We start from the raw sequence: 19,438 nt of genomic DNA on the forward strand, positions 1-19,438 counted from the left end.
AAAGAAAAACACCATGACAGCAATTACGACTGACAAACATCTCTCAGGTGACCATCACGAACATCCGGATTTGCGGGTTTGGGGATTATTAACTTTCTTGGTTTCTGAATCCTTAATGTTTGGTGGATTTTTTGCTACCTATTTATTTTTTAAAGGTACTACCCCAGTTTGGCCTCCAGAGGGGACAGATGTGGAATTGCTTATCCCTACCATTAACACCATAATTCTAGTATCTAGCAGTTTTGTTATTCATCTAGGTGATGCAGCAATTAAAAGAAATCGTGTGGGGTGGATGCGATTTTGGTATTTTATTACGGCCATCATGGGTGCTGTATTTTTAGTGGGACAGATTTATGAATACATGAATCTGGGGTATGGGTTAACTAGCAATGTTTTCGCCAATTGTTTTTATTTAATGACTGGTTTTCACGGATTGCATGTTTTTGTGGGATTGCTATTAATTTTGGGTGTTTTATGGCGTTCTCTCAAACGTAATCATTATTCTGCTATTAAACATACGGGAATCGAAATGGCAGAAATTTATTGGCACTTTGTCGATATCATTTGGATTATTTTGTTTACCTTGGTTTATCTCATGAATGCTTTTTGAGCTGCTAATTGATAAAAGGGAATAGGTAATTAGGTAACTAAGTGAGTGGGTGGAATTAAATATAAGATGAACAAATAATTGTGCATCTCTACTTACCTATTTCCTTTGAGTTTCAAGTCCAGTAGATTAAGTAATTAGATATGAATATCAATTGTGACCAGTTTTCCTGGTTTGACGCTTCTGCTGAAGTTAAAGAACTATTAGTCTTAGCTACTAAAACATGGGAAAATCCAGAAGAGTCTCTTAAATATATGGAGCAAGCTCTAGCTGAAACTAAGGAGAATAACCATATGGACGTTTTGGTAGCAGCTTATCGTTATTTTTATTATCAAAATAATTATGCTCTAGCGGAAAAAACAGCGAACACCATAATTGCTAGAATCAGAAAAACTCACCAATTACCTGATAACTGGGAAGAACTTCGATCAGTTTTACTTGCAAGAAAGGATGAATCTCAAATTAGAATTTTTTTAAATGCTTATACTGCTCTGGGAATGATTTCAGCCAAGCTGGGAAAATTAGACCAGGCTAAAGCAATAATCAAAGAGATACAGAACATAAATGATAAAGAAGATTTTGGTGCTAATATTCTTTGGCAGATTTTAAACCCTTCATTGGAGGAGGATGGGTAAGTAGGTGGAATTAAATATAAGATGAACAAATAATTGTGCATCCCTACTTAATTTTTGATGGACGTATTATGGAAGTATTAGGTTATGCAAGGAAAAGATTGGTTCATCCCTGAGAGTGGAAAGCATGAACTATGTAAAGCTGCAAGAGAATGGGACTTATTAAGAGAAAATTATCGTTTTTATCGGTTTCTCACGGAAGTAGAAGATGTTCTCAATGATGTAGAAGAAGAGTCTGATTTTCTTCCTCACCTGAGAATGCTGGTCAGAAGACTAATAGTTAATTCCTATTGGGTAAAAAGTCGAGTTTTAAAACCACATTCTCCAACCGGAACATCAGTTTTGTTACTATATGATGAGTTGGGATTTCCTTTAACAGTACAGACTGTCACTTTCGCACCAGGAATCACCTCCAATATCCATAACCATGGAACCTGGGGAATAGTCGCTATTTTACAAGGTCAGGAAAAAAACACATTTTGGCAACCTGATCCAGCAAATCCCGATCGTATTCAACAGGTAGGATCTTTAGATTTATTTCCCGGTGATTTAATTAGTTTTACTTCCCAAACCATACATCAGGTCTATTCTGTGGGACCAGAACCAACTGTTACTTTTAACATTTATGGAGAAACCAATTCTCAAAACAGACGAGAATTTGACATAGTTAACCATACCAGCAAGAATTTTTAAAAATATAGTTCTGCACAAGGTTAATGGGTGATGAGCAGTGGATATCTGGCTACTATTATCTTTGGTAAATACTGTAGCAGAATTATGAATCAGAGATTATCATATTAAATAAGTAGTGGATAATGAGTAAGTAAAACCACAGGTAAAGTCAATAGTGGGAATATTCTCAACTATTAGAAAATATAGCTCGTGTGATTCTTTGTGATTTTTAGATAGGTGAGTGCGTAGATCCGAGTAATAGTTATCAAGTAAACTCAGAATCAAGAGGAGAAAGTTGTTATGGCTAGAGTGATTTTCTATGAAAAACCTGGATGTAAAAATAATATCAGACAAAAGGTTTTACTAACAGCAGCAGGTCATCAGGTAATAGCATATAGCTTATTAACAGAACCATGGACGAAGGAAAGATTAAAATCCTTTTTCGGCGATCGCCCGGTAGTAGAATGGTTTAATAAAACAGCTCCTAGTGTGAGATCAGGAGAGGTAAATCCAGAAAATACTGATGGGGAAACTGCTCTGTTAATGATGCTGAAAGATCCTCTATTAATTCGCCGTCCCTTATTAGAAGTAGGTAATCAAAGAGAGGTAGGTTTTGATGTGGAAAAAATCCACGCCTGGATTGGTTTGAACTCCACGGACGAGTCCTTACAGGTAATGACTGAAAGTCTCATGCAACAGGATTTGCAAGGGTGTGCTCACGATAAAAACCACGAACATCATCATTAGTCCTGTACTCGTAATTTAGCAGCTTGAATTAGTAAAGATTCAGCAAAAGCGATCGCCTGATTAGCAGATTTACCACCAGCTAATTGGGCCAATTCATCCCTGCGAGTATTTAAGTTATCCAAAGAGGTAACTCTGACTACGGTGCGCTCCTCCGTATTACCGTTTTTTTCAATCACCTCTTTATAAACCCGGAAATGTCGATCAGCCATAGCTGCGACTAAGGGTTGATGAGTTACACATAATACTTGTTGAGCTTCGCTTAATTGACGTAATTTTTCGGCAATAACTTGAGCAACTCTCCCGGAAACACCCACATCAATTTCATCAAAAATCATAGTTTCTACACTATCATGCTGATTAAAACAAGCTTTGAGAGCCAATAAAAATCGACTCATTTCCCCACCAGAAGCAATTTCTGTCAGTGGTTGAATGGGTTCCCCCGCATTGGGACTGAACATAAAGGTGATTTTATCTGCACCGGTGGAGGTGGGTGGAATGGGGGTAATTTCTACTTGAAATTTTACTTTTTCCATGGCCAGTGGTTTTAGTTGAGCCAACAAATGAGATTCTAAATTAATCGCACTCTGTAAGCGTAATTGGGTCAACTGTTGACAGACCTGATTAAGATGTTGTAGACAAACCTGCTCCTGTTGTTCCAAACTTTCTAAGGAATCTTCCGTACTATTCAATTCCTCTAATTCATTTTGAATACGTTGATAATATTCTATTGCTTCTGAGAGACTAGGTCCATATTTACGACAGATTTGTTTTAGCTCTCTTACTCTTTCTTCTACTTCTTCTAGTCTTTGAGGATCAGCTTCTAATCCATCTCCATACATACTAATTTGTCTTCCTACTTCCATAACTGTTGCCAACGCATCCCTAACTAACTCCAAAATGGGTTGCAGTTGAGGGTCAAACTCCACAATGTGGTTTAATATGGTCTCACTAGCTCCTAATAAATCCACAGCAGTGGGAGTTTCAGCATCATTTTGATATAAGGACTGATGAATTTTATAACTCATTTGTTGCAAATCAACCAGATGATTTAGTCTTTCTCTTTCCTGGTTCAATAGTTCCATTTCTTGTGGATCATGGAGATTTGCTGTGGTCAATTCTTGAATTTGATAAGTTAGTAGGTCTAACTGTTGTAAACGTTCCTTTTCTGACCTACGTCGTTTTTCTAAATTTTTATATGCCTCCTGATATGCAGTGTAAGCATTACTCACCTTCTGTCTGTGTTGAATTATATCCTCACCACCATAGAGATCTAACCAATCTCTGACTTGAGCAGACTGTCCTACCTGTAGGGTCTGTCCTTGCGCAGTAATTTCCACCAGGCGATCGCGCAGATTAGTCATAATTTGGCGATTAACCAACACACCATTTACCCGTGAACGACTGCGGATATTAATTCCAGATGCAATAATTTCCCTGCTGATCACCAGAGAATTATCATCAATCAAATCAATTTCCTGTTCAGTTAACCAAGTAGCTAAAAACGGAGCAATACTGAAAGTTCCTTCCACCACAGCACGATTAGTTCCAGTGCGAATTACCCGACTAGAAACCCTTCCACCCAAAACTGCATCAATCGCATCCAGAATAATCGACTTTCCCGCACCAGTTTCCCCAGTTAAAACATTCAATCCTGGACCAAAATCTAACTCCAGTTGGTCGATTAGGGCAAAATTCTCAATTCTGAGGGACAGCAACATTAATCTATAGTCTCCGTGAGATTGTATGCCAAATATCTCTTAATTTTACCTTCATTTATGGCTTACTGAAAAGGGGTTTTAATAAACAGTTAACCGATTAATTTTTTCCTTCTGGTTTGCTCTTTTGTTTAAACTGTTCAAATTTTTTTCTGTATGTAAAAATATAATCAATAACGGTATATGTAAAATTAATCATATATTGGGCATCTATTGCACCAAAAGTTATGTTCTTATGCACAAAATCATTTTCTGTGACTCTCAACCTATCAGCCCAATCATAAAGATTCTGATCAATAATTTCTTGTTCTTTCATTTTCTTGAGTTTATTCTCAAGGGACCCTTCCTCAATTTTATAATCTTTACATACATAGTCTAAAGCTTTTACACACATAATTACGGATGCAATAAATGCTTTATTATTATAACACCGTATAGACTCTTCTAACACCGTCCTTATGTATGTAGGTACTTCAGAACTAATAGTTTTCTCAGATGTGGGATATAAGGTTTTTGGTTGACCATAGGTAGGATCATTGTAATGTTCAGGATTATCAGAATATTCCGTGCGAGTAATAAAAGGCTGAGAGCACTTAGTGCATTGTAAAAATGTAAACTTATATTTAGTGCCAATTTTATCCGGAGAATTAGCCATGAAATCTTTTTTCTGAATTGGTGTAAAGTAGCTATCTATTTCTTTGGCATTTACTAAGCCTTTACAAGTCACACAATTTAATACATGCACAACGTCACGCATTTTACTGAGCAGCATTTTTACTTTTTGTTTATGTAAAGCTTCCCCATCTGGGGAAGTGCTTTGTGATCTGGGTAAAAATTGCCTTTCTGTTTTCCGTTCATTTCTGAGTTGTATAAATATCTTATTATACTTCTTTCGGAGAGAAGGTTTATTCTCCAACCATTCATCTAGTAAAGCAGCAATTTCCTTTTCACTGGGATATCCGGATTTCTCAATTTGTTCAGCTAAAGATGAGAAATCCCCCGTATCTTTATTGAGAAAAATTTCCAGTGCAGTTAAAATTATATCTTCTGGATTAAGACTTGTGATCATGGTTCTCCTTTAAATTCCAACACAGGTAAAGGCGGCCCAATAGTAGGGTTCTTGGAAAGGGCGTTGAGACTCTGGCATTGTATCAAAATCAGCGAGTAATGTCAGCCTTGTCGCGGAAAATGGTAACTTTGCCGCCCAGGTTAACAACTTTCCTGCTGGAGCATCTCGTAACCATTGCTGGGCATGGTACAGTGCCAAGCGAGGACAACCATAGGTCAGAAGATTCTCTGTGTCCGTATAGAATTGGTAGAAACGAATCATTAACAAAGCAGTAGTATAATCACTCACAGCCCATAAACTGCTAATTATGGTAGAAGCTCCTGCTAATAGAAAACCCGTGGGCAAACTGATATAGTCATCATTTTTGGTATCAACCATATCGCCGATTCCCATTTCATAAGCGGAAAGAGAAACAAGATGGCATCGACGCATGTCCAACCCACAAATATCACCAAGGGTTAAACATTGAGAGAGATCCACTGCTGCACCATTTGGTAAGGGGAGGTATTCTACACCCTTGGGGGGAGCTGGTAGAATACAATTGGCCAAAAGTATGGCGGAATCTAGAGGTTTTTGAAAATTAGAGTACCCAGTGCAGGAAAAATGCAGGTAATTTTTCTCTGGAATGGATCGACTAAAAATATTTTCACGGGTGGCTTCTTTCTCCGTTATCACCTCCGTGCCAATCAGAAGTCGAGTAATAATTGTTTCCACTTCAAAGCTGGCATACTGTAGGTTTTGGGTAGGATTTTGAATGGCCAGGGATTGTACTACTTCTTCCCGCTCCTTAACTTCTACGGAACTGAGGAGCTGACAACTGGGGAAATAACTAAATCCCAGGGGAAATCGCTCCCAGGGAAATAGAGCGTGCAGGGGAAAGATATGTAAGCAACCATAAGGTATGAGTATCAGTTCTTCGCAAGGGGGGGATAACTTCCACAATTGAGTTAATAGGGTTTCAACTTGCAAAATCTCCTTCAGTTCGCCCAATAGTTCCGGTAGGGCCTGTTTCCAGTTACCTAAATTGTGGCGATCGCGGTAAATATCTAAGTATTTTTGGCTGAATTGCCGGATCACACTGGGCGATATAACCACTTTGTGAGGAAAAATGGGTACATTTGGATTAGCAGTGATAATAAAGGTATAGAGAACATCATCTGTAAAGTACCACTCCAGGATAACTCGGCGCGGATCCGCTCCCACCAGTTTGAGTATTTTAGATATGGTTATTGGTTCCACCCGCTGGGTAAGGGAGAAATGGGGATCAAGAGGTTTGACGTAGCCAGTAATAAATTGATCTAATTCCTCTACGAGCCCATTGAGTTGAGCATGGCTTCTTTTTTCTCCTTGGATTTCCAATAGCCTTACTTCATTGCGAATTGCTTGACGAAGACGATCTAATTCCCCATAAATACGAGAGGGAATATTTCCTTTTGGATATAGATGTTTATTCTCTAGTAGCTCCACTAAATTTCGTGATTTACTGCGCTCTATTAATTCCACTGCTTTACCATATTGATGCAACTCAATACAAGCACGCACTGCGGACTGATAAATATGGGGGTGTTGAGTCTCCCCAGGAGATTTACCCCGCCAAAATTGGATTGTCTCTAGTGTTTTGATTCCCTGTTCATAACCCTCTAGGGCGATATCCCACCAACCCTGCTGAAACCCCAGGTCTCCTAAGTGACTGGCAAATTTTAAATAGTCTGTTGGAGAAAGCTCCGGGGTAGCAATTGCCAGAGCTTCTCGATAATGAGCGATCGCCATTTCTAAGTTAGACTGGGGCTCGGTTCCCAGTTCAGCTTGGGTTTGGTAAGCTTTTCCTAGATTGTGAAGGGTTTGAGCCAAATCTGGTTCTAATCCTGGTTGACGGAGAATAGTTAAAGCTTTAGTAAAGACAATAATTGCTCTTTGTAGATTAGCCTCTGGGTCCTTTCCCCGTTCTACTTCGCTTAGGTAGGCACTTCCCAGTTGATTGAGAGTTTCGGCTAAGTCTCTTTCCAGTCCCAATTGGCGGAACATGGTAATAGCTTCTCTAAAAGGAGTAATTGCTCTTTCTAGTTTACCCTGGCTAATATAAACACTACCTACACTAGTCAAGGTTTTAGCCAAGTCCCTTTCTAAACCTAGTTCCCGTAGAATGGAAATGGCTTCTGTATAGGGTGGAATTGCCTTTTGTAGATTCGCTTGTGAGTCCTTACCTAATTGAGCTTGGGTTTGGTAGGCGCTCCCTAAATTGTAAAGAGTTTGAGCTAAATCCCTTTCTAAATCCAATTCCCGTAAAATTGAGATGGCTTCTGCATAAGCAGTAACTGCTTTTTCCAGATTAGCTTCCTTACTCATTTGAGCTTGGATTTGATAAGCAGCACCTAAATTATTTAGGACTTGGGCCAATTCCCTTTCTAACCCGGGTTGACGGCGGATAGTAATAGCCTCATTATAAGCTGCGATCGCCTTTTCTAGGTTAGACTGGGAGTCTGTACCCATTTGGGCCTGGGTTTGGTAAGCAGCACCCAAATGATTGAGAACTTGAGCCAATTCTTTTTCCAGTCCCAGTTGGCGTTCTATGGCGGCGCAAAATTCGTATCCACAGATGGCTATAGCGAGGTTAATTAGCGGATCGCCTCCGGGAAAATGATAGAAAATCCGAGCCAGGAGGTATAGTGATGCTCCCAGTTGAGCGTTTTGCTCAGGAGTTGCTTGTTTATTTACCTGATGACCGCCCCACGATTGTAGTTGGTCAATAAAGGTTGCATCTAAAAGATGGAGATTGTTTTCCAGCAGGGGGTAAATTACTTGGCTATCCCCCTTGCTCTCAAAAATGGTTCCTATCAGCAACTCAATTAAGTCAATATAATCGTAAGTGCGCCCTTGATTCATAAAATTAACCCTACCCTACACCCTAGTTACTGAAGTTTAGACTAAAATGAGGAGCGATAGGTAAATAGTCAGTAAATGGAGAGATAGCAAAAAATCAAGAGATACCTGTCAGAACAAACACCCCCATAGCGGAAAATGAAAAAAGCACAACCGATTTTCATGTAACCGCTATGGATGTTTCTATACAGTTGTGCAATTTCGTTTGGGTAGTTCTACCTTTGTTACTCGCATAGCTTCTCAAGTTTGCCGTCATAGAAGGTAATTTCCATTCATGTAACTATATTTTAGTTTACTATTTTGGTAAATATTTTGCTACTAGTTTGACGCTCCCCTGTTATTCTCGTAAAAATACAATTAGGCTAATTCTGTTATAGTTATCATGTAGGAGGTAAAGTTGTTGGACTCCCTAACAGTTAAAAACCCCTCGCCTACAAGCCAAAAGCAGTGCAGAAGGGTTATGGACTCCCCCAGTTTGTGGATATTAGCATTTTTGGGTTCTATTTCTCTACATATCTTAGTATTTTGGTGGTTAAGCTCTTCCAAACTATTCGGGTTTTGGATTCCTCTGTCCCAGTCTGGTCAAGACAATATGGTGGTGGAATTGGTGGATGTCCCTGCTGCGGTAGAACCACAAAAACAAGTTCCTAAGTCTGAACCCGCTCTAGCCAAACCAAATCCTTCTCCATCTACCCCAAAGCAAGCTAATTATAACACTACTAAGAAAGTGGCTGAACAGGTTGTTGTTGCTAAACCTATTAACTCCAATTTAAATAGATCCCCAGTTACCCCCCCCAGGCAAAATCAGCCCAATACTCCATTAATACCTAAACCTACACCTGGAAAATTTCTACTTCCACCTAAATCAAGTCCTCCACCAAATGATCTTCCTTGGAACTCTCCTCGAGAGGAAGTTAAAGTGGAATCGGAGAAATCAAAACCCTTACCGGAAATTGCACCCGATAAGTTGCCCAAACCCATCTCTTCCCCATCACTGAGTGAAAATCCTACCCCGGAAACCACTCCAGTGGGGGAAAATTCCCAACCTCAATTATTTCCTCAATTATTTACTCTCACTATTGAACCCCTCAACAGAGATGAGATACAGGAGCTAAGAAAACAAAATTTGATACCAGGGGATATTCCCCCCGATGTGTTACCCAAGTACCAAGGTAGTAGTACGAAGGAGCTAACAATTACTTTTTCTTCTGCTCAAACACAACCATCAAAACGGATAACGATACTGGTTAGCCTAATAGTTAATCAGCACGGCAAGTTAGAACAAGTTTTTATTATTGACCCCAACATATCTGAAAAAGATAAAAGTGTTTATGAGCCACCACTCCGGGAGCTTTTTCAGCAGGAGAAATTTGTAGGTGGTTATGACAAGAATGGTTCCCAACCAGAAAAGAGTAACTTATATCTGAGAGTAACCATCGTTCCCAGGGATTCTCCAACAAGTTCTCCAACAAATTCTCCCTAGGGACTTGCAATTTCCCACAGACTCTGTTATTATTATCAAAGTTGGAAAAAACAAGCCACAAAAAAACCTGCGGGCGTAGTTTAGTGGTAAAACTATAGCCTTCCAAGCTATTAATGCGGGTTCGATTCCCGCCGCCCGCTTTCTCCACCGTCTGCTGGCGGTATTTTCTCTATTGGTATAAGTACATCCAAGACAGACTTGACGATAGGAGCAGCAACAGTGCCACCATAGGCATTACCCCCCTTTGGTTCATCAACAACGGCCAAGATGACATAACGGGGAGCCTCAACAGGGAAAATACTCACAAAGCTGGTAATTCGGGCGCCGGGAATATATCCACCATTGGGACTAGCTTTTTGGGCTGTACCAGTTTTACCAGCTACAGCATACCCTTGAATGCGTGACGCCTTTCCACTACCCTCAGTAACTACGGTTTCCATCATATTTACAACTGTTTGGGCAGTACTAGGGGAAAAAATCTGTCGAGGGACTGGTATTTCGGGAGAAAAATGTACTTTTCCCTGACTATCTATTAATCCCTGAACCACATGGGGTGTGACCAATTTACCACCATTAGCTAAAGCACCGTGCATCTGTACTAATTGTAATGGTGTGAGGGAGAAACCCTGTCCAAAAGAAGCGGTTGCCATTTCCAGGGGAGATGACAAGAATTGATCTTGATTTTTCAGACTACCACGGGTGCTAAATGGTAAATCTGTATCCATTTTTTGACCAATGCCCAGTTTTTGTAACCAATTGTAGTAGATTTTTGGTTCGAGACGTTGGACAATTTGCACCATACCCACATTGCTGGATGTCTGTAGAATTTCGGCAATGTTAATTTGTCTAAAACTATTGATAACTGCATTTTTGATGACATGGTCGCTAACCTTGATAGTACCTGGATCATTAAATCTATCATCGGGACTGATCACACCACTTTCTAAAGCAGCGGCTACAATTAAGGGTTTAAAAGTAGATCCGGGCTCGTAAAGATCAGTCACGGTCCAATTTTTAAAAGATGCAATATTAGCTTTAAAATATTCATTGGGATTATAACTGGGTTGGGACACTAAAGACAATAGGGAACCGTCTTTAGCATCCATAACAATCACAGCACCGCGTTTAGCCTGAAACTTTTCCACCTGTTGTTTCAGGGCGCTACGAACAGCTCTTTGCAAGCGACTATCTATGGTTAACTGCAATTTAAAATCATCGGAATATAAAAACTCATCTGGTGCATAATCTGGCATAATGTCCCCTGCACCAGTTCGCGTTAGACGCACGGTTTCTCTGGAACGCTCCAACAGTTTGTCCTGACTATATTCTACCCCAGCTTGACCATGTCTTTCTAGATTTACATAACCTACCACATCTGCTACTAAATCTTCTTGAGGGTAGAAACGAGAGTATTTTTCAATAAATTCTAAACCATCTAGTCTAAATGATATCAAGCGGTCAGCAATATTTTCAGATACCTTATCAGCTAAAAGAATACCACTTTTCCTGGTTTTAAATAGCTTCACTAGGTTGGTAACATCTTTGTTTAGAATGGGTGCTATTTTTTCCGCTATTTGCTGACTAGATTTATTGAATAATTTAGGGTGAACATATAGTGTATAAACAGGACGGTCAATAGCCAATAAAGTTTTATTGCGATCTACTAATGGACGACGGGGCATAAAAGGACGTAAGACTGTTGTTTGTTGGTTTCTAGCCCTTTGGGTGAGTTTTGGTCCATCCACAACTTGTAGACGATACAAATTCACAACTAGACCCATGCCAGATAGAAATAGAACCCCCCAAACCACCAGGAGTCGGGAGTGAAAATTGGCCAGTCGAGTTGGAGTACCAGGGAAATTTTTATCCGGGAATGATGGAGCAAATCTGTTTCTACCTGTTAATTCTAAATACCGGCGGAGATTTTCTCGTAGGTTGGGTAAGTTTCTGAATCTGCTCCTAGTGGGTTTGCTTTTGCTGGGTAACTTCTGCATGGCAATGGTCAATAAGCTTAATATCCTAATGGTGGAATTGAGGTACGTTTACCCGGAGATGGGGGGATTTTAGCTCTCAATGGTGGTTGAGAATTATTTAATACTGCGGGCAGAAAGACCATCTTACCCGGAGCAGATAGTCCCAGTCCCATTGCTTCTGCTTCCCGAGCCATTTTACTAACCATAGTAGCATTAGCTGCAGTTAGCTGTCGTTCCTCGCGTTGTAAACTTTCCAGTTTGCGATAGGAATTACTCCAAATCTGTTGACAATAGACCGTTCCACCATACATTGCCAACATCACCACCACAAACAAAAATGCCGTCATGGAGGAATAGTGGTGAATGTTGTTAAGGCGGATAATCCACGAGTTTTCACTATTAGAAGAGATTGGTAACTGTTTACTAGTTTGACCAGTCGGTATGGCTTTTTGCACTGGAGCATTAGAAAACATAGCCTTGGAGTTATGTTCCTCTCTCGTGGGTGCTGGTTTGGTGGAGGACACAGGAGAGGTTACTGGGGTAGGAACCATAGTTTTCCAGGAGCTTTTCGTGGAAACAGCTGATTTGGGTAATGCTGACATAAATAGTGATGAATACTAAATTTGGTCCTGAACAGGTAGCATGCTAAATTATGGTTCAATTATGCTTGCTGGATTACCTATTGGCAATGTCCTATCTCCCTTGAGCTACCACCATAACAAAAAAACCGGGAAGAAATTTATTCTGTACAAATTGTTTCACAAAAAGGAACAAATGAGATATCTTATTCAACAGGAGCAATCCCTTGTATTGCACTTATTGGTGAAAGAGGAGTTATGAAAACAAAAATCTTTGGTTTGGCTATCGTTTTAAGTCTGGCTACCATGCTGGGCGCTTGTGAAGGTGGTACTGAACCCTCTGGTGATGCTACAACCACACCTGCTACTACTACTACACCTGCTGCTGAGCCCACTGATAGTGGTACTGCTACCCCTGCTGCTACTACAGAACCCACAGCAACCCCAACTACTACTCCCTAGGACTTTTTAGGAACGCCTAATTTTGTTCAATAAAGCTGTGACTACCCCATAGCTATCCTGCGGTAGCTAGTCCGATAAACAAACCCACGCTCTACCCCTTTGGGTGGGCGCTGGGGCTTTATACAAACCAACAAGACGGGAAATGAAAGGTCTACCTGTAAAATTCCAGTTTGTAGTTTTAGGAGTGATTATAGCTCTAATAGTGGGAATGATTAACCATGGAGTAACCATAGCAGTCCCACCACTAACAGAAGATATTCCGGAAGAAATACTACGCACAGAAATTATCACCATCGGGCGATCGCCCATTGATGGTAGGGTACTAACCGCATCGGAATATGCTGAACTAGAGGAGCAGCTGAGAACAATTCCCCCCAGAAAGCTAAGTCCCAGGGTGAGACACACGGTATTTTTGCTCAGGATGCGCAGGATTTTACTGCAAATTTTCCCGTTTTTAGATATTTAATTTCCTCTTTGGTACCAGAATTCATGTTTATTTCATACTTATAATGTAAAATACATCCTGATCTACGGGAACCATGAGGACAAAAATGCAAATAAATGTAAAGAATATATATAGTTATAAAAAACTGAATTTAGTTAGTCACCTTATTGAATGTAGGTAGCTCCATGACCACCAGCACCATTGCTCCTGAGCAGGTTAACCGCATAGTTTCCAATCAACACCATGATCCGTTTGAGGTACTAGGATCACATCTTGTAGAACAAGAGGGTAAAAACATTTGGGCTGTACGTGCTTACCTACCCAACGCCAGCGCAGTTTATGTAGTAGTTCCCCAAGAGCGTAAAGAATACGCCATGGAAAGGGTACATCATCCCCATTTTTTTGAATGCACCATTGAGGTCGAAGAACTTAATAACTACCAGTTAAGAATTCAAGAAGGGGAACACGAGCGGGTAATTTATGATCCCTATGCTTTTCGTTCTCCCCGACTAACAAATTTTGATTTACATTTGTTTGGTGAGGGTAACCACCATCGCATTTATGAGAAATTGGGAGCGCACTTAACCGAAATAGATGGTATTAAGGGAGTCTATTTTGCCGTGTGGGCACCCAGTGCTCGCAATGTTTCTCTACTGGGGGATTTTAACCACTGGGATGGACGTAAACACCAAATGCGCAAGGGGCACACGGGAGTATGGGAATTGTTTATTCCTGAATTGGGTCCTGGGGAAAATTATAAATATGAAATTAAGAATTTTGACGGTCATATTTACGAAAAATCTGACCCCTACGGTTTTCAACAGGAACCACGGCCTAAAACTGCATCTATTGTCACCGATTTGAATGCTTACCCCTGGGGTGATGAACAATGGATGGAGACAAGAAGAAACAGGGACCCCCTTGGGCAACCCATTTCCGTTTACGAAGTGCATTTAGGTTCTTGGTTACATGGTAACAGTGCCAAACCAGCTAAGTTACCAGATGGAACAGAGGAACCAGTAGTTATTGCTTCCGAACTGAATCCAGGAGCGCGATTCCTTACCTACCGGGAGTTAGCAGCTAAACTGATTCCCTATGTGAAGGACATGGGTTACACCCACATAGAGTTATTACCTATTGCTGAACATCCATTTGATGGTTCCTGGGGTTATCAGGTTACTGGTTACTATGCGCCCACGTCTCGCTTTGGCACTCCCGGGGATTTTATGTATTTTGTTGACCAATGTCACTTAAATGGCATTGGTGTGCTTGTGGACTGGGTACCAGGTCATTTCCCCAAGGATGGTCATGGTTTAGCCTTCTTTGATGGTACTCATCTTTATGAACATGCTGATCCCCGTAAAGGTGAACATAAGGAATGGGGAACCTTAGTATTTAATTATTCCCGCAACGAGGTGAGAAATTTCCTGGTTGCTAATGCCTTGTTTTGGTTTGATAAGTACCACATTGATGGTATTAGGGTAGATGCTGTTGCTTCCATGCTTTATCTTGACTACTGTCGTAAAGATGGAGAATGGGTAGCTAACGAATATGGCGGTCGAGAGAACTTGGAAGCTGCTGATTTTCTGCGCCAAGTAAATCATAACATCTTTAGTTACTTCCCGGGAGTCCTATCCATTGCGGAGGAATCCACCTCTTGGCCCATGGTATCTTGGCCCACATATACTGGAGGGTTAGGTTTTAACCTCAAGTGGAACATGGGTTGGATGCATGACATGCTGGACTACTTTAGCATGGATCCCTGGTTCCGTCAATTCCACCAAAACAATGTCACTTTTAGCATGTGGTACAACCACAGTGAAAACTTCATGTTAGCACTGTCCCATGATGAAGTTGTCCATGGTAAGAGCAATATTATCGGTAAAATGCCTGGTGATAGATGGCAAAAGCTGGCCAATGTGCGGGCTTTATTTACTTATATGTTTGCCCACCCTGGTAAGAAAACCATGTTTATGAGCATGGAGTTTGGTCAATGGAGTGAGTGGAATGTGTGGGCCGATTTGGAGTGGGGTTTATTACAGCATGAACCCCATGAGCAGTTAAGAGTGTTCTTTAGGGAAATTAACAGTGTTTACCGTTCTGAACCTGCTTTATATAGTCAGGACTTTGCACGAGAGGGCTTTGAGTGGATTGACTGTAGTGATAATCGCCACAGTGTGGTTTCTTTTGTCCGTCGAGCTAAGGACTCCGATGAATTTGTAGTAGTGGTTTGCAACTTTACCCCCCAACCCCATTCCCACTATCGTATTGGTGTGCCAGAGAAGGGATTCTATACGGAGTTATTTAATAGTGACGCACGTGAGTATGGTGGTAGCAATATGGGCAATTTAGGGGGTAAATGGACTGATGACTGGTCTTTACATAATCGTCCTTATTCTTTGGATTTGTGTTTACCACCTTTAGGGGTTTTAATTCTCAAGTTAGATAGGATCAAGACTGCTCAGTCCCTGGGTTAGAAGCGGTGGATGCTATGGGGGAACCTTTCCCCCACTTCCATTCAATAATCAAATTTTTAATTCAGCTAAACCCAAATAATTAACTCCTTGAGGAGAAACATCAAATCTACACGGCAAAACTTCTAAGCCTACTTTTATTGCTTGTCTTAGTAACTGACCATAGACTGGATCCGCACTATCTCCAGGAGCAAATTCCACACAGTCCCCTCGATTGATAAAGTATAACATCACCGCACGATTTTTGGGTAAAACTTCCATTAATTCTCTTAGATGCTTTTGTCCTCTGGTGGTTTCTGTGTCAGGAAATAATGCTAAACTACCCTGACTCCAAGTAGTGTTTTTTATTTCTAAGTAAATTGGCATCTCATTTCCTGTCAGGTAAAAGTCCACTCGGCTTCTTTTCTCTTTTCCATAAACTACCTCCCCTTTAATTTGCTTGTACTCTCCTAATTGGGGAAAAAGATGTTTTTCTAAAGCTAGTTTAATTATGTTATTGGGTAAGTTGGTGTTTACACCAACCCATGTTGGCCCTGAATTATCCATATTATCCACTTGAATCAATTCCAAGGTATAGGCTAATTTGCGCTGGGGATTATCAGTTTTGGACAACTGCACAGCACTGCCAATTTGAGAAACCCCAGTCATGGGTCCGGTATTGGCACAGTGCGCTGTGACCATTTCTCCAGATTCTAGTTCCACATCAACAAGAAATCGCTTGTACCTTTTTAGTAATTTTCCAGAATATAATTGGTTGTATTGATAAAGATAATTGTTCATTGCAATATGTAGTTTATGATTTGTGAGGTTTTTGCCATATTAGGGAGAAATCTCCCAAATATTAATCTTATTATCTTCTGTTCCACCCACTAAAGTTTTACCATCAGCACTTAAAACTAAGGATGTAACAATTTTGGTGGTTCCCGGTAGAGCGTAAATTTCTTCCTTTGTGCTTACATCCCATAATTTAATCACAGAGGAAATTTTCTCAGAACAACCTGGGCAACTTTTGGCTCCACTAATCAGGGTTTTACCATCGGGACTGAAGATCACAGATGTAACATTTTGTTTTTTACTGGCAAAAATTATCTCCTTATTCTTAGTATCCCAAAACTTAATTTGGCGATCGCGACTGGTACTGACAAGTGTACTACTGTCCGGACTAAAAGCTAAAGATGTGACTGTTTGCGAAGTAGTATCTAATAGTGTGGTTGGTTTTTGCCCAGTGGTTTGATTAATATTCCATATTTTAATAGTCTTGTCAAAACTTCCACTTGCTAGAGTGAACCCATCGGGACTAAGAGCTAAAGACCTAACCCAATAATTATGACCTAGGAGAGTTTTTAAAAACTTTCCTGTTAATAGACTCCAAACTTTAATAGTTTTATCATCTCCCGCACTAACTAGGGTTTTGCTATCTTGACTAATAGCTAGTGCTTGAACTGAGTCCTGATGACCAACTAGATTAAAAGTAAGTTTTTTTGTTTGTAAATTCCAAACTTTAATAGTTTTATCATCTCCAGCGCTGACTAGGTTATTTCCATCTGGACTAATGGCAAGAGCGTTGATATTTTGTGTATGTCCTGGTAGGGATATGATTTGTTTGCCTGTTTTGCTATTCCATAATTTAATTGCTCCGTAACCTGCGCTGACAATGGTATTACCATCTGGAGTAATAGCCACCACTGCCAGGGATTTATCCACTTGTGTTATGGTTTTGAATAAACTAACTTTGTTAGCTCTAATGGAGGAGGTTGTCCTAGATATTTGCCCATATTCGGGACTGGTAGGAGATTTATTACTTGGCATTACTAGAGGATTAAATTGAGAGAAAATTGCCGTTTGTATTTGACCTAGGTTCCTATATCCCAATCCCCCCAAAACCGAAATCGTTACCAAAATCAAAAATGTATTTCGGAAAATAATATGTTTATGTTTTTCATGTTTACCCTTTTTAAGATATATACCAGATTTTTTTGAACCGTAAACATTCTCTTTACTAAGATCTTTTATAACTTCATCAGCAGATTGATAGCGATTTTTCAGTTCTAGTTTTAATAGCTTATCTAAAATAATAATTAGCTCAGCACTCCTAGAATTGTGGAGGCAATCCTGCCAATTTTTGACCCAACTATAACCATGTTCTATCCATAACTGAAGGGGAGATACACCAGTTAAGAGATGAAAACAAGTAGCACCCAAGCTAAATAAATCACTAGCTGGATAGGCTTTGCCATCTCTAATTTGCTCTATGGCAGAATAACCATGGGATCCTATAGAAGTACCATATTTTTTTTGAACTGCAGCTGTTAATTGTTTGGCAGAACCAAAGTCAATTAATATTAATCTTCCATCCCTTTTACGTCGGATAATATTCTCCGGTTTTATATCTCGATGAATTACTCCCCGACTGTGAATAAATTTAAGAATGGGCAATAAATCTAGTAGCACAGATTGAATATCACTGTCTTTATAGTGCTTTCTTAATTGTAACTCCTGTAATAGGTTATTACCATCTATAAATTGCTGTACTAGATATAAACATTTATCTTGCTCAAAATAAGCCAATAAGGTGGGAATTTGTGGATGCTCTCCTAATTCTTGCAGTCTCTTTGCTTCTTGACTGAATAACTCCATTGCTTTTTTTTGTGCCCAAGTACCCTGAAACTTAGGTGCTAATTGTTTGACCACACAACTATCATTTAATTTATCTGTGTCTTCCGCTAGATATGTTCTGCCAAATCCTCCTTCATCTGAAAGCACACGAATAATACGAAAACGATTTCTTAACAGTGGTACTAAAGGAGTGTCACAACTTTGACAAAACTTCCTACCATCGGGATTCTGAGGATTTTGACAATCGGGATTTAAACAACATATCATGACGTTGAAATTAAATTTCACAGCATAAAAATCCACAGAATCTATAATTAGGTTAAATAAGACTAGGTGGATGGAATTAATATAAGATGAACCTAGGTTGGGTTGAAGTATGAAACCCAACGCCCCCATGGGTTTCGTTCCTCAACCCATCCTACAAATAATTGTGCCTCCCTACTTACTTCTTTCTGGTTATACAATATCATAAACCAAAAATCAGGTCTATCTGTTAACAAGTTGTTAAAGCTATATGATGTTTCTGCAAATAGTTTTTAATCTATCCTCTCGGTTTAAACCATTTATTAATCACTGTACTGATCACCGTATTCACGGTTTGCTTGATTTGGTGCTGACGATTCCATTTTTGAAAAGCAGCTTCATATTCTTCACCTTGATTACGAAAGGTGTTCCAAACCTCAACTAGAATAACTAATCCCGAAAACATCAAAATATATAGAGACCAGGTTAGACTAGCACTGCTAATTAAATTTGCCAGCACGAAAAAAGCGTTAATAATTATATAGTTTCCTATACGTTTCTTCAGTTTATTTTGACGATAATTATTAAAAGCCTTTCGCTGCTGTGTTTCGCTTCGTTGAACTAACCATTCAGTCTTAGCGTGCAAAACAGCTTCCGGTTCAATTTGTAGCTCCTTAGCAATCTCTAAAATCTGCTGATAGGAAAACTCTTGACTAATATCTTTACTCTGACGGGCGATCGCCAGGTTTAAAATTTCCTGTACCTCTTCCTGGGTGTAAAAACGCAGTTTGTTGGATTCTGATGTCATGTTTTCTTTCCTGATCATCATTATTTTAAAAGGT

General features: G+C 39.9%; 16 protein-coding genes and 1 tRNA gene. 9 read left to right on the forward strand and 8 right to left on the reverse strand.

The window, feature by feature from the left end; all coding sequences use genetic code 11:
• Positions 1-13: 13 nt before the first annotated feature.
• The 4 genes from IAR63_RS13390 to IAR63_RS13405 all read left to right on the forward strand — a co-directional run bounded on the left by IAR63_RS13390 (position 14) and on the right by IAR63_RS13405 (position 2,658).
• Positions 14-610, forward strand: a complete 597-nt coding sequence (locus IAR63_RS13390; protein WP_006278748.1) for a cytochrome c oxidase subunit 3 — start codon at positions 14-16, stop codon at positions 608-610.
• A gap of 140 nt (positions 611-750) precedes the next feature.
• Positions 751-1,242 carry a hypothetical protein gene (locus tag IAR63_RS13395; protein ID WP_006278747.1) on the forward strand — a complete coding sequence of 164 codons (492 nt, stop codon included), beginning with the start codon at positions 751-753 and terminating at the stop codon, positions 1,240-1,242.
• Positions 1,243-1,326: 84 nt separating this feature from the next.
• Positions 1,327-1,932, forward strand: a complete 606-nt coding sequence (locus tag IAR63_RS13400; protein ID WP_057178573.1) for a cysteine dioxygenase family protein — start codon at positions 1,327-1,329, stop codon at positions 1,930-1,932.
• A gap of 279 nt (positions 1,933-2,211) precedes the next feature.
• Positions 2,212-2,658, forward strand: a complete 447-nt coding sequence (locus tag IAR63_RS13405; protein WP_187705606.1) for an ArsC/Spx/MgsR family protein — start codon at positions 2,212-2,214, stop codon at positions 2,656-2,658.
• Here the strand turns inward: IAR63_RS13405 and recN are convergent.
• The 3 genes from recN to IAR63_RS13420 form a co-directional block, all read right to left on the reverse strand.
• The gene (gene recN, locus IAR63_RS13410) at positions 2,655-4,376 is read right to left on the reverse strand and encodes a DNA repair protein RecN (RefSeq protein ID WP_187705607.1); all 1,722 of its coding nucleotides are present in this window, start codon (positions 4,374-4,376) and stop codon (positions 2,655-2,657) included. The genes IAR63_RS13405 and recN overlap by 4 nt on opposite strands.
• 97 nt (positions 4,377-4,473) lie before the next feature.
• Complete coding sequence (locus tag IAR63_RS13415) at positions 4,474-5,442, reverse strand: DUF4145 domain-containing protein (protein ID WP_187705608.1); 969 nt, start codon at positions 5,440-5,442, stop codon at positions 4,474-4,476.
• Between the two features lie 9 nt (positions 5,443-5,451).
• Positions 5,452-8,325 (reverse strand): CHAT domain-containing protein, encoded by a 2,874-nt coding sequence (locus IAR63_RS13420; protein WP_187705609.1) that lies wholly within the window; start codon positions 8,323-8,325, stop codon positions 5,452-5,454.
• Positions 8,326-8,782: 457 nt separating this feature from the next.
• On the opposite strand from IAR63_RS13420, the gene IAR63_RS13425 reads away from it, so the two are divergent.
• Together IAR63_RS13425 and IAR63_RS13430 are read left to right on the forward strand one after the other, a co-directional pair.
• Positions 8,783-9,805 carry a hypothetical protein gene (locus IAR63_RS13425; RefSeq protein ID WP_235678270.1) on the forward strand — a complete coding sequence of 341 codons (1,023 nt, stop codon included), beginning with the start codon at positions 8,783-8,785 and terminating at the stop codon, positions 9,803-9,805.
• A gap of 69 nt (positions 9,806-9,874) precedes the next feature.
• Positions 9,875-9,945: transfer RNA gene (locus IAR63_RS13430), tRNA-Gly, on the forward strand.
• Here the strand turns inward: IAR63_RS13430 and IAR63_RS13435 are convergent.
• Together IAR63_RS13435 and IAR63_RS13440 are read right to left on the reverse strand one after the other, a co-directional pair.
• Entirely contained in the window at positions 9,916-11,811 is a 1,896-nt protein-coding gene (locus IAR63_RS13435; protein WP_407927139.1) for a peptidoglycan D,D-transpeptidase FtsI family protein, read from the reverse strand. The two genes, IAR63_RS13430 and IAR63_RS13435, sit on opposite strands and share 30 nt — an antisense overlap.
• Before the next feature lie 5 nt (positions 11,812-11,816).
• Positions 11,817-12,380, reverse strand: coding sequence for a hypothetical protein (locus IAR63_RS13440; RefSeq protein ID WP_187705611.1), 564 nt, complete (start codon positions 12,378-12,380; stop codon positions 11,817-11,819).
• 234 nt (positions 12,381-12,614) lie between these two features.
• Here IAR63_RS13440 and IAR63_RS13445 point away from each other — a divergent pair, with 234 nt between their 5' ends.
• From IAR63_RS13445 to glgB, 3 genes are all read left to right on the forward strand, one after another.
• Positions 12,615-12,818 carry a hypothetical protein gene (locus IAR63_RS13445; protein ID WP_187705612.1) on the forward strand — a complete coding sequence of 68 codons (204 nt, stop codon included), beginning with the start codon at positions 12,615-12,617 and terminating at the stop codon, positions 12,816-12,818.
• A gap of 142 nt (positions 12,819-12,960) precedes the next feature.
• On the forward strand, positions 12,961-13,284 hold the full coding sequence (locus IAR63_RS13450) for a hypothetical protein (protein ID WP_187705613.1): 324 nt from the start codon (positions 12,961-12,963) through the stop codon (positions 13,282-13,284).
• A gap of 164 nt (positions 13,285-13,448) precedes the next feature.
• On the forward strand, positions 13,449-15,740 hold the full coding sequence (gene glgB / locus IAR63_RS13455) for a 1,4-alpha-glucan branching enzyme (protein WP_187705614.1): 2,292 nt from the start codon (positions 13,449-13,451) through the stop codon (positions 15,738-15,740).
• Between the two features lie 48 nt (positions 15,741-15,788).
• Here glgB and sfsA read toward each other — a convergent pair whose 3' ends face one another.
• The 3 genes from sfsA to IAR63_RS13470 form a co-directional block, all read right to left on the reverse strand.
• Positions 15,789-16,517 (reverse strand): DNA/RNA nuclease SfsA, encoded by a 729-nt coding sequence (gene sfsA, locus IAR63_RS13460; protein ID WP_187705615.1) that lies wholly within the window; start codon positions 16,515-16,517, stop codon positions 15,789-15,791.
• Between the two features lie 39 nt (positions 16,518-16,556).
• Positions 16,557-18,620, reverse strand: coding sequence for a serine/threonine-protein kinase (locus tag IAR63_RS13465; RefSeq protein ID WP_187707470.1), 2,064 nt, complete (start codon positions 18,618-18,620; stop codon positions 16,557-16,559).
• A 274-nt stretch (positions 18,621-18,894) separates the two neighbouring features.
• Positions 18,895-19,404, reverse strand: a complete 510-nt coding sequence (locus IAR63_RS13470; protein WP_187705616.1) for a 2TM domain-containing protein — start codon at positions 19,402-19,404, stop codon at positions 18,895-18,897.
• Between the last annotated feature and the right edge of the window lie 34 nt (positions 19,405-19,438).

This window comes from Cylindrospermopsis curvispora GIHE-G1 (genome assembly GCF_014489415.1).
Lineage (GTDB): Bacteria > Cyanobacteriota > Cyanobacteriia > Cyanobacteriales > Nostocaceae > Raphidiopsis > Raphidiopsis curvispora_A.